This is a genomic window from Yinghuangia aomiensis (assembly GCF_039542225.1).
GTDB classification, from domain to species: Bacteria; Actinomycetota; Actinomycetes; order Streptomycetales; family Streptomycetaceae; genus Yinghuangia; species Yinghuangia aomiensis.
In genome coordinates this window covers 43,775-55,526 of the sequence record NZ_BAABHS010000024.1, presented here as the reverse complement: position 1 = coordinate 55,526, position 11,752 = coordinate 43,775, and the positions used below count along the sequence as shown (strand labels likewise).

Sequence of the window (11,752 nt, the reverse complement as noted above, 5' to 3'; positions counted from 1 at the left end):
ATACATGCCATCTGGAAGGTATTATGCACCGTGTAGTGAACACCGGTCATGATGACAGCTCGTCACCGGCATCCCCCAGTTCCCTCGACGAGCAGGTGGAGAGCGCCCTCGCCCGGCTCGACACCCAGGCCAAGATCCGCCTCCTGACCGGCTCCGGCTTCTGGCGCACACACGCCGAGCCCGCCGTCGGGCTCCGTGCCCTGGTGCTCTCCGACGGACCCGCCGGGGTGCGCGGCGAGCGGTTCGACGAACGCGACCCGTCCGCCGTCCTGCCCAGCCCGACCGCGGTCGCGGCGAGCTGGGACCCCGCACTGGCCCGGCGCCTCGGCGGCCTGCTCGCGGCCGAGGCCCGCAGCAAGGGGGTGGACGTCGTCCTCGGCCCGACCGTGAACCTGCACCGCAGCCCGTACGCCGGCCGCAACTTCGAGTGCTACTCGGAGGACCCCCTGCTCAGCGGCGCGATGGGTGCCGCCACCGTCGCCGGCCTCCAGGCCGCCGGGGTCGCCGCGACCGTCAAGCACTACGTCGGCAACGACTTCGAGACCGACCGCTACACCGTCGACGTCCGCATCGGCGCGCGTGCCCTCCGCGAGGTGTACGCGGCGCCGTTCGAGCACATCGTCCGCACCGCCGCGCCCTGGGCGCTGATGGCCGCCTACAACTCGGTCAACGGCACCACCATGACCGAAAGCCCCCTCCTCGACGAACCGCTGCGCGGCGAATGGGGATTCGACGGACTCGTCGTCTCCGACTGGTTCGCCGCCCGCAGCACCGAAGGCGCCGCCCTCGGCAGCCTCGACCTGGCCATGCCCGGCCCGCACGGGCCCTGGGGCGACGCACTCGCCGCCGCCGTGGAGGCCGGCCGCGTCCCGATGAAGTCCGTCGACGCCAAAGTCCGCAACCTGCTGCGCCTCGCCGCCCGGGTCGGCGCACTCGGCGACCCGGGGGAGGGCACCCTGCCACCGCACGAGCCCGAGGACGAGCGCGCACTGCTGCGCACCGCGGCGGTGTCCGGAACCGTGCTCGTCCGCAATCACGACGGGTTCCTGCCGCTGTCCGCCGAAGGGCTGCGCCGTGTCGCCGTCCTGGGGCCGAACGCCGCGACCGCCCGCGTCCAAGGCGGCGGCAGTGCCACCGTCCAGCCCCGGCACACCGTCAGCCCTTTGGACGGCCTGCGCGCGGCGCTAGGAGACGGCGTCGAGATCACCCACGAGCCGGGCGTCCGCACCCGGCCCCGGCTGCCGGCCCTCGACCACCGCCACGCGACCGACCCGGTCACCGGAGCCCCGGGCTTCCGCGTCCGCTTCCACGCCCCCGACGGCTCCCTTGTCCTCGACGAACTCCGGCTCTCGGCACGGCTGTTGTGGCTGAGTGACGCCATCGTCCAGCAGGCCTGCGCGGTCGAGGTCGAGGCCGACGTGCGGATGCCCGGCGGCGGCCCGCACCGGATCGGCGTCGCCGGCTCCGGCCGGTTCCGGCTCACGGCCGACGACACCGTCCTCGTCGACGAGGACATCGCCAAAGACGACCCGCTCAGCGGCATCCTCCATCCCCCGGAGCGGTCGACGACGCACCACCTGCCCGCCGACGGCCGCGTACGGCTGCGCCTCCGGCACGAGTTCCCCACCGGGGCCCTCGTCGTCGGCTTCCTCCTCGGCATCGAGGCGCCCGACACCCCCGCCGACGAGGAGATGCGCCGCGCGGTGGCCCTCGCCGCCGACGCGGACGTCGCCGTCGTGGTGGTCGGTACCAACGAGGAAGTCGAATCCGAGGGTGTCGACCGGACCACCCTCGTCCTGCCCGGGGCGCAGGACGAACTGGTGCGGCGCGTCGCCGCGGCGAACCCGCGCACCGTGGTCGTCGTCAACGCCGGCGCCCCGGTCCTGCTCCCGTGGCGCGCCGAGGTCGGCGCCGTGCTGCTCACCTGGTTCCCCGGCCAGGAGTTCGGCCATGCGCTCGCGGACGTCCTCCTGGGCCGGTCCGAACCGGGCGGCCGCCTGCCGGTGACCTGGCCCGCGGACGAGGCCTCCCCGGCGCTGCGTTCGACGACGCCGGTCGGAGGCGTCGTCGCGTACGGCGACGACCTGGACATCGGCTACCGCGGCCGGCCGGCCGGAGGCCACCGGCCCGCCTACCCGTTCGGCCACGGACTCGGCTACACCACCTGGGAGTACGTCGCCGTTTCGGCACCCGACGATGTGCCCGCGGACGGCGACACGGTGGTCCACGTGACCGTGCGCAACACCGGCCCGCGCCACGGCCGCCACACCGTGCAGGCGTACCTGCGGCGCGAGGACTCGGCCGTGGCCCGGCCGGCCCTGTGGCTGGCCGGGTTCGCCACCGCCGAGGCGGCCCCGGGCGCCGAGACCACGGTGGACCTGCGGCTCGCCCCGCGCGCGTTCGCGCACTGGGCGGACGGCTGGCAGGTCGAACCGGGCGCGTTCACGCTGCTGATCGGCGACAGCGCGGAGGCCCATGCGCTGTCGACGACGCTGCGCGTCGGCTGAGGACCGGCCGGGCACGCAGGTGTGGGCCGAAGGGGGACGGCCGCGAAGGCCGCCCCGCCGTCGGCCCCCCCGGCGAACCCTCGGGTGATTCACATGGTCGGGCCGGTCCGCGCCGCTCGCGGTCAGGACGACGGAACGCGGGCCGCGCTCGAATCCCGGACGACCAGTTCGGGCTGCAGGACGATCCGCCGGTGGGCGTGCGGGACGCCTTCGGCGGTGATCTCGTCGAGGAGGAGGTCGGCGGCGGTGCGGCCGAGGAGGCCGGCCGGCTGGCGGACGGAAGTGAGCGGCACGGCGGCCGCGGCGGCGAACTCGATGTCGTCGTAGCCGACCAGGGCGATGTCCTCCGGGACCCGGACCCCGGCGGCGTAGAGCGTCTGGAGGAGCCCGAGGGCCAGCAGGTCGTTGGCGCACAGGACCGCGGTGGGGCGGGGGGAGAGGCCGAGGAGGCGGGCCCCCGCGTCGCGGCCGGCGGCGACGTCCAGCCGGTCGGTGGCCAGGTGGAGCAGGACGTCGTCGGCAAACCCGGCGGCGGCCACGGCGGAGCGCGCACCGGCGAGCCGGTCGCGGACCTGCGGGAGGTCGGTCCGCCCGCCGACGAAGGCCACGCGGCGGTGCCCCGCGTCGAGCAGGTGGGCCGCCGCGAGCGTGCCGCCGCGGAGGTCGTCGACCGACACCGAGCAGCCTTCCTCGGCGGCCAACGACCGGTCGACGAGGACGAACGGCGTGCCCTGGCCGCGCAACGACTCGACGGTGCGCCCGCCGGTGTCCGCGGGCGTCACCAGGACGCCGCGGATGCGCTGTTCGGCGAACAACGCCAGGTACTCGGCTTCCTCGGCCGGGCTGGCGGCGCTGTTGCACACCATCACACCGAGTCCGGCGGCCCTCAGCGCATGCTCCGCGCCCTTGGCCACCTCGGCGAAGAACGGGTTCGCGAGGTCCAGGACGAGCATGCCGACCATGCGGCTGTGCCCCGCGCGCAACTGGCGGGCGGACTCGCTGCGCACGTAGCCCAGGCGTTCGATGACCGCGCGCACCCGCAGGCGGGTCTCCTCGGACACCATCTCGGGGTTGTTGATCACGTTGGAGACGGTGCCGACCGAGACGCCGGCGCCGCGCGCCACGTCCTTGATCCCCACGCGCCCGGCGCTGCGGGCGGGCTCGTCGCGCTTCGGTGTCGATCTGGGCATAGAGGCCATCGTAGGCGGCCCGGTGCCCGGGGTGATCATCCACGGTGCGACCGGGCCTTTTGAATCCTTCCGGAAGCGACGTTCTGTTGACAGGCATATGTTTCGCCCTTACCTTACGGGCATCGGATTGAAACGTTTCAGAATCGTCCCAGGGTGGGCAAGGAGCCGAGCCAATGACAACTGCGTCCGCCGTGCGCGCCGCGCTGAAGGGTCAGCAGATCGAGACGCCCTCGTGGGCGTACGGGAACTCCGGGACGCGCTTCAAGGTCTTCGCGCAGCAGGGCGTCCCGCGCGACCCGTTCGAGAAAATCGCGGACGCCGCGCAGGTGCACGCGTTCACCGGCGTCGCGCCGACCGTGTCGCTGCACATCCCGTGGGACAAGGTCGCCGACTACGCCGCACTGGCCAAGCACGCCGCCGACCTCGGTGTGCGGATCGGCGCGATCAACGCCAACGTGTTCCAGGACGACGACTACATGCTCGGTTCCGTGACCAACCCGGACCCGCGCATCCGCCGCAAGGCCGTCGACCACCTGCTCGAATGCGTCGACGTCATGGACGGGACGGGCTCGCGCGACCTCAAGCTGTGGTTCTCGGACGGCACGAACTACCCCGGCCAGGACGACATCCGGGCCCGGCAGGACCGGCTCGCCGAGGCACTGGCCGAGGTGTACGCGCGGCTGACCGGCGAGCAGCGGCTGATCCTGGAGTACAAGTTCTTCGAGCCGGCGTTCTACACCACCGACGTGCCGGACTGGGGGACCGCCTACGCGCACTGCCTCAAGCTGGGGGAGCGGGCCAAGGTCGTCGTCGACACCGGCCATCACGCGCCGGGCACGAACATCGAGTTCATCGTGGCGTTCCTGCTGCGCGAGGGGAAGCTCGGCGCGTTCGACTTCAACTCGCGCTTCTACGCCGACGACGACCTGATGGTCGGTGCCGCGGATCCGTTCCAGCTGTTCCGCATCATGCACGAGGTGGTGCGCGGCGGCGGCCTGGACCCGGCGTCGGAGGTCGCCTTCATGCTCGACCAGTGCCACAACATCGAGCCGAAGATCCCCGGGCAGATCCGCTCGGTGATGAACGTTCAGGAGGCCACGGCGAAGGCGCTCCTCGTCGACGCCGACGCGCTCGCCGCGGCGCAGCGCGCGGGCGATGTGCTCGGCGCCAACGCGGTGCTGATGGACGCCTACAACACCGACGTCCGTGCGCTGCTCGCCGAACTGCGCGACGAGGCCGGGTTGGCCCCGGACCCGATGGCCGCCTACGCCCGCTCGGGATACGCCGAGCGGATCAAGGCCGAGCGCGTCGGCGGCACCCAGGCGGGCTGGGGCGCCTGACCCGCTGTCCGCATCCCGTTCCGTCTCGCACACCAGGAGTTTCCCCGATGTCCGGCATCCCGTCCGAGGCCGCGAAGCTGATCGCGCGCTCGCACGCCCTCGGCGCCGACCCGCGCAACACCAACTACGCGGGCGGCAACACCTCCGCCAAAGGCCTCGACCGCGACCCGGTCACCGGCGAAGCCGTCGACCTGATGTGGGTGAAGGGCTCCGGCGGCGACCTGGGCACCTTGACCGAGGCGGGGCTGGCCGTGCTCCGGCTCGACCGGCTGCGCGCGCTCATAGGCGTGTACCCCGGTGTCGACCGCGAGGACGAGATGGTCGCCGCCTTCGACTTCTGCGCCCACGGCAAGGGCGGTGCCGCGCCGTCCATCGACACCGCGATGCACGGTCTCGTGGACGCCGCGCACGTCGACCACCTGCACCCGGACTCCGGCATCGCGTTGGCGACCGCGGCCGACGGCGAGAAGCTGACCGCGGAGTGCTTCGGCGACCGCGTGGTCTGGGTGCCGTGGCGCCGCCCCGGCTTCCAGCTCGGCCTGGACATGGCCGCGATCAAGGCGGCGAATCCGCAGGCGATCGGCTGCGTCCTCGGCGGCCACGGCATCACCGCCTGGGGCGAAACCTCCGAGGAATGCCAGGCGAACTCGCTGCACATCATCCGCACGGCCGAGGCCTTCATCGCCGAGCGCTTCGACGCCGAGCGCCACCCCTTCGGCGACCTGCTGCCGCGGTACGCCCCGCTCCCGGAGCCGGCCCGGCGCGCACGCGCCGCCGAACTCGCGCCGGTGCTCCGGGGCCTGGCCTCGACCGACCGGCCGCAGGTCGGCCACTTCACGGATGCCGGCGTGGTGCTCGACTTCGTCGGGCGCGCCGAACACCCGCGGCTCGCCGCGCTCGGAACGTCCTGCCCCGACCACTTCCTGCGCACCAAGGTCGCCCCGCTCGTCCTCGACACGGCACCCGAGGCGCCGCTGGAGGAGGTCTCGGCGCGGCTGCGCGAGCTGCACGCGGCCTACCGCGAGGAGTACGCCGCCTACTACGCGCGCCACGCCACCGAGGACTCGCCCGCGATGCGCGGCGCCGACCCGGCGATCGTGCTGGTCCCCGGAATCGGCATGTTCTCGTTCGGCAAGGACAAGCAGACCGCCCGGGTCGCGGGCGAGTTCTACGTCAATGCCGTCAATGTGATGCGCGGTGCGGAGACGGTCTCCACGTACGCCCCGATCGAGGAAGCGGAGAAGTTCCGCATCGAGTACTGGGCGTTGGAGGAAGCCAAGCTCGCCCGGCTGCCGAAGCCCAAGCCGCTGGCCACCCGGGTCGCGCTGGTGACCGGCGCCGGCTCGGGCATCGGCAAGGCCGTCGCGCACCGGCTCGCCGCCGAGGGCGCCTGCGTGGTCGTCGCCGACCTGAACGCCGAGGCCGCCGCCGCGGTCGCCGAGGAGCTCGGCGGAGCGGACCGGGCCGTCGCGGTGACGGTCGACGTCACCGACGAAGCGCAGATCAAGGCGGCGTTCGCGGCGGCGGCACTCGCGTTCGGCGGGGTCGACCTGGTAGTCAACAACGCGGGCATCTCGATCTCCAAGCCGCTGCTGGAGACGACCGCGCGCGACTGGGACCTCCAGCACGACATCATGGCCCGCGGCTCGTTCCTCGTCTCGCGCGAAGCCGCCCGCACGATGATCGGGCAGGCGATGGGCGGCGACATCGTCTACATCGCGTCCAAGAACGCGGTCTTCGCCGGTCCGAACAACATCGCCTACAGCGCCACGAAGGCCGACCAGGCGCACCAAGTGCGGCTGCTGGCCTCCGAACTGGGCGACCACGGGATCCGCGTCAACGGGGTGAACCCCGACGGTGTCGTGCGCGGATCGGGCATCTTCGCCGGCGGCTGGGGCGCACAACGCGCCGCCGTGTACGGCGTCGAGGAGGACAAGCTCGGCGAGTTCTACGCCCAGCGCACCCTCCTCAAGCGTGAAGTGCTCCCCGAGCACGTTGCCAACGCGGTGTTCGCCCTGACCGGGGGCGACCTCTCCCACACCACGGGCCTGCACATCCCGGTGGACGCGGGAGTCGCCGCGGCCTTCCTGCGCTGAGTCGCACCGGCGCGGGAAGCGCCGTATGCGCCGCGCCCGGCTGTTGAGGGACCCGGGCGCGGCGCATACGGCATCCCGCCATTCCTTCTTCCGAGACCCGTCTGCCTTCGAGGTGTTCCGCATGCCAGCCGCCCCCCAGACCGCCGCCTTCGGCGCCATCGACCTCGGCGCGTCCAGCGGCCGGGTCATCGTCGGACGGGTCACCCCGGACGGCGTCGGCCTTGCCGAGGTGCACCGGTTCCCGAACCGGCCGGTGCGGGTCGCCGGAACGCTGCACTGGGACGCGCTCGGCCTGTACGCGGGCATCCTCGACGGCCTGCGCGCGGCCGGCACCGCCGCCGGGCGGCTGACGTCGGTCGGCATCGATTCCTGGGGCGTCGACTTCGGTCTCGTCGACGCGTCCGGCGCCCTGCTCGGCAACCCGGTGCACTACCGCGACGCCCGCACCGAAGGCGTCCCCGACCGCGTCCACGCGACGGTGCCCGCCGCCGACCTGTACGCGGCCACCGGCATCCAGCACGCCGCGTTCAACACCGTGCACCAGCTGGTCGCCGCCCGGGACACGCCGCAGTTCGCCGCCGCCCGGCAGGCGATGCTGATCCCCGACCTGATCTCGTTCTGGCTCACCGGTGTCGCCGGCACCGAACGCACCAACGCGTCCACGACCCAGCTCCTGGACCCGGCGAGCAGGGACTGGGCCCACGCCGTCACCGACGCGTTGGGCATCGATCCCGCGCTGTTCCCGCCGCTGCGCAGCCCCGGCGACCCCGCCGGATTCCTGCTGCCGGAGGTGCTCGCCGAGACCGGCCTGTCCGGTCCGGTGCCCGTCGTGGCGGTCGGCTCGCACGACACCGCCTCGGCGGTGGCCGGAGTACCCGCGGACGGCGGCAATTTCGCCTACATCTCCAGCGGCACCTGGTCGCTCGTCGGCCTGGAACTCGACGCCCCGGTACGTACCGAAGCCGCCCGCGCCGCCAACTTCACCAACGAACTCGGCGTGGACGGCACCATCCGGTACCTGCGCAACATCACGGGCCTGTGGCTGCTGCAGGAATGCCTGCGGCAGTGGCAGGCCGACGGGCAGGACGTCGCCCTGTCCGACGTCCTGGCGGAAGCGGACCGGGCGACCCCGCTGCGTTCCCTCGTCGACGCGGGCGACGACGCGTTCCTCGCCCCCGGCGGCATGCCGCGGCGCATCGCGGACGCGTGCCGCCGGACGGGCGAGCCCGTCCCGGAGACCCGCGGCGCCATCGTCCGGTGCATCCTCGACAGCCTGGCGCTGGCGTACCGCGCCGCAGTCGCCGACGCGTGCCGCACCGCCGACCGCACGGTGGACACCGTGCACATCGTCGGCGGCGGCGTGCAGAACGAACTGCTGTGCCGGCTGACCGCGGACGCCTGCGGCCTTCCGGTCGTCGCCGGGCCCGTGGAGGCCGCCGCCCTGGGCAACATCCTCGTACAGGCACGCGCCCTCGGTATCGTGCACGGCACGCTCGGCGACCTGCGGAGCCTGCTGCGCGGCACCCAGCACCTGCGCCGGTACGAACCCGGCGACCGGCGGCCCTGGGACGCCGCCGCGGAACGGCTCGCCGCCCTCCGCGCCGGCGTCCCGGCCGCCTGAACGCCGCCCGACCGACGACCACGCAAGGAGATCCGGCGTCATGCGTGTGGGCTTGTTCCTCACCTGCGTCAACGACCTGCTCTACCCCCGCACCGGGCAGGCGACCGTAACCCTGCTCGAACGCCTGGGCTGCACCGTCGACTTCCCCCTCGACCAGACGTGCTGCGGGCAGATGCACTGGAACACCGGCTACGGCCGCCGCGTCGAACCGATGGTGCGGTCCTTCGCCGAGACGTTCGCCGGCTACGACGCGGTGGTGACCCCGTCCGGCTCGTGCGGGGCGATGATCCGCGACAACCACCCCAAGGCCGCGCAACGCTCCGGCGACGCGCAACTGGCCGAGGCGGTCGGCGCGGTGGTTCCCCGCGTCTACGAACTGACCGAATTCCTGGTCGACGTCCTGGGCGTCACCGACGTCGGGGCGTACTTCCCGCACCGCGTCGCCTACCACCCCACCTGCCACTCGCTGCGGCTGCTCCGCCTCGGCGACCGGCCGACCACGCTCCTCGCCGAGGTCCGGGGCATCGACCTCGTCGAACTGCCCGGCGCCGACGAATGCTGCGGCTTCGGCGGCACGTTCGCGGTCAAGAACCCCGACGTCTCGGCCGCCATGGGCGCCGACAAGATCCGCAACGCCGAGTCCACCGAAGCCGACGTGCTGTGCGCCGCCGACAACTCGTGCCTCATGCACCTCGGCGGCATGGCCGGCCGCCGCGGATCGCCCCTGCGCACGCTGCACATCGCCGAGATCCTCGCCGCGACCGAGGCGGACCCCGTCGACCTCGCATCCGCCACCGCCCGGAAGGGGGCACCCCGATGAGCGCCGTCCCGCTCGGCATGCCCGCCTTCCCCAAGGCGGCCCGCGACGCGACCCGCAACCCGACGCTGCGCCGCAACCTGCGGCACGCCACCCGCACCATCCGCGGCCGCCGGGCCGCCGCGGTCGCCGAACTCGACGACTGGGCCGAACTGCGCGCGGCCGGAGCGGCGGTCAAGGACCACACCCTCCGGCATCTGGACCGCTACCTCGAACAGGCCGAGGCCGCGGTGCGGGCGGCGGGCGGCCACGTGCACTGGGCGGCCGACGCCGCGGAGGCGAACCGCATCGTCGCCGGACTCGTGCGGGCCGCCGGCGAGACCGAGGTCGTCAAGGTCAAGTCGATGGCCACGCAGGAGATCGGGCTCAACGAGGCCCTCGCCGAGGCCGGGATCACCGCGTACGAGACGGACCTCGCCGAACTGATCGTGCAGCTCGGCGACGACCGCCCGTCGCACATCCTCGTCCCGGCGATCCACCGCAACCGCGGCGAGATCCGCGACATCTTCGCCGGCACGATGGGGGAGTGGGGCGTCCCGGCACCGGACGGCATGACCGACGAACCCCGCGAACTCGCCGAAGCGGCACGGCTGCACCTGCGCGAGAAGTTCCTGCGCGCGAAGGTCGCCGTATCCGGCGCGAACTTCCTGGTCGCGGAGACCGGGACGCTGGTCGTCGTGGAGTCCGAAGGCAACGGGCGCATGTGCCTGACGCTCCCGGAGACGCTGATCTCGGTCGTCGGCATCGAGAAGGTCGTCCCGACCTGGCGGGACCTCGAAGTGTTCCTGCAACTGCTGCCCCGGTCGTCGACCGCGGAGCGGATGAACCCCTACACGTCCACCTGGACCGGCACCACCGACGGCGACGGGCCGCGCGAATTCCACCTGGTGCTGCTCGACAACGGCCGCACCGGCGTCCTCGCCGACGAGGTCGGACGCCAGACGCTGCGCTGCATCCGCTGCTCGGCCTGCCTCAACGTGTGCCCGGTCTACGAGCGGGCCGGCGGCCACGCCTACGGCTCCGTCTACCCCGGCCCGATCGGCGCGATCCTGACCCCGCAACTGCGCGGCACCACCAGCGAGATCGACGCCTCGCTACCCTACGCGTCATCGCTGTGCGGCGCCTGCTACGACGTGTGCCCCGTCGCCATCGACATCCCCGAAGTCCTCGTCCACCTGCGGGAGAAGGTCGCCGCACAGCCCGGCCACCCCGTCGAACGCGCGGCGCTGGCCGCGGCCGCCTGGGTGATGAGCGACCCGAAGCGCTACACCGCCCTGCAGCGCACCGCCGTGCGCACCCGGGCCCTGCACCCGCGCAAAGCGGCGCTCCCCGGCTGGGCCAAGGCCTGGGGCGCCACCCGCGACCTCCCGGCCGTCCCCGCCGAATCGTTCCGCACCTGGTGGCAGCGCCGCGACACCTCCGGAGAGACGCCATGACCGACTCCCGCGCGCTGATCCTCGGCCGCATCCGCACCGCCGTCGCCGGATCCGACCGCGCCGCGCGCCCCGAGGACGAGCCCGTGGCCCGGGGCTACCGCGAGCGCCACACCGGCGCCGACCCCGCGGCACTGGCGGACCTCCTGGCGGAGAACCTCACCGACTACCGCGCGCACGTGCACCGCGCGTCGGCGGCGGGGCTGGCGCAGACCCTCCGACAGTTGCTGACCGGCCGCGGCGCACGCACGGTGGTGGTGCCCCCGGACCTGCCCGCCGCCTGGCTGCCGGACGACGCCGACGTGGCGGTCCGCCGCGACGACGGCCTCACCACGGCGGCCGAACTCGACCGCACCGACAGCGTCGTCACCGGCTGCGCGCTCGCGATCGCGGAGACGGGGACCATCGTCCTCGACGCCGGACCAGGCCAGGGACGCCGCGCCCTCACGCTGGTGCCGGACCACCACATCTGCGTCGTGCGCGCACCCGGCCAGATCGTCGCCTCGGTCCCGCAGGCCCTGCCGCTGCTCGACCCGCGCCGCCCGCAGACCTGGATCTCGGGCCCGTCCGCCACCAGCGACATCGAACTCGACCGGGTCGAGGGAGTCCACGGCCCGCGCCGACTGGACGTGGTGCTGCTGTCGGACGGCTGACCGGGACGGCGGGCCCGGGCGGCAGGCTCAGCGCTGGTCCCGCGGGTCCGCCAGTGCCGCCGTGCCGACCCGGCGGCAGCCGAGGACCGCGCCCG

Annotated in this window: 8 protein-coding genes; 7 read left to right on the top strand and 1 reads right to left on the bottom strand. The window is 73.5% G+C overall.

Annotation, left to right across the window (positions count from 1 at the left end; translation table 11 throughout):
- Positions 1-35: 35 nt before the first annotated feature.
- A complete protein-coding gene (locus tag ABEA93_RS28820; protein WP_345678750.1) occupies positions 36-2,507 on the top strand; it encodes a beta-glucosidase family protein in 2,472 nt (823 codons plus the stop codon).
- A gap of 122 nt (positions 2,508-2,629) precedes the next feature.
- On the opposite strand, the gene ABEA93_RS28815 is transcribed toward ABEA93_RS28820, so the two are convergent.
- Complete coding sequence (locus ABEA93_RS28815; protein WP_345678749.1) at positions 2,630-3,697, bottom strand: LacI family DNA-binding transcriptional regulator; 1,068 nt, start codon at positions 3,695-3,697, stop codon at positions 2,630-2,632.
- 173 nt (positions 3,698-3,870) lie between these two features.
- Between ABEA93_RS28815 and rhaI the strand changes: the two genes are divergently transcribed.
- From rhaI to ABEA93_RS28785, 6 genes are all read left to right on the top strand, one after another.
- On the top strand, positions 3,871-5,037 hold the full coding sequence (gene rhaI, locus ABEA93_RS28810) for an L-rhamnose isomerase (RefSeq protein WP_345678748.1): 1,167 nt from the start codon (positions 3,871-3,873) through the stop codon (positions 5,035-5,037).
- 47 nt (positions 5,038-5,084) lie between these two features.
- A complete protein-coding gene (locus ABEA93_RS28805) occupies positions 5,085-7,133 on the top strand; it encodes a bifunctional aldolase/short-chain dehydrogenase (protein ID WP_345678747.1) in 2,049 nt (682 codons plus the stop codon).
- A gap of 121 nt (positions 7,134-7,254) precedes the next feature.
- The gene (locus ABEA93_RS28800; protein WP_345678746.1) at positions 7,255-8,754 is read left to right on the top strand and encodes a rhamnulokinase; all 1,500 of its coding nucleotides are present in this window, start codon (positions 7,255-7,257) and stop codon (positions 8,752-8,754) included.
- 40 nt (positions 8,755-8,794) lie between these two features.
- Positions 8,795-9,574: a (Fe-S)-binding protein gene (locus tag ABEA93_RS28795; RefSeq protein WP_345678745.1), complete on the top strand. Its 780-nt coding sequence runs from the start codon at positions 8,795-8,797 to the stop codon at positions 9,572-9,574.
- Positions 9,571-11,007 (top strand): lactate utilization protein B, encoded by a 1,437-nt coding sequence (locus tag ABEA93_RS28790; protein WP_345678744.1) that lies wholly within the window; start codon positions 9,571-9,573, stop codon positions 11,005-11,007. The genes ABEA93_RS28795 and ABEA93_RS28790 overlap by 4 nt, the downstream gene beginning before the upstream one ends.
- Positions 11,004-11,657: a LutC/YkgG family protein gene (locus ABEA93_RS28785; RefSeq protein ID WP_345678743.1), complete on the top strand. Its 654-nt coding sequence runs from the start codon at positions 11,004-11,006 to the stop codon at positions 11,655-11,657. Before ABEA93_RS28790 ends, ABEA93_RS28785 begins: the two co-directional genes overlap by 4 nt.
- Positions 11,658-11,752 lie beyond the last annotated feature (95 nt).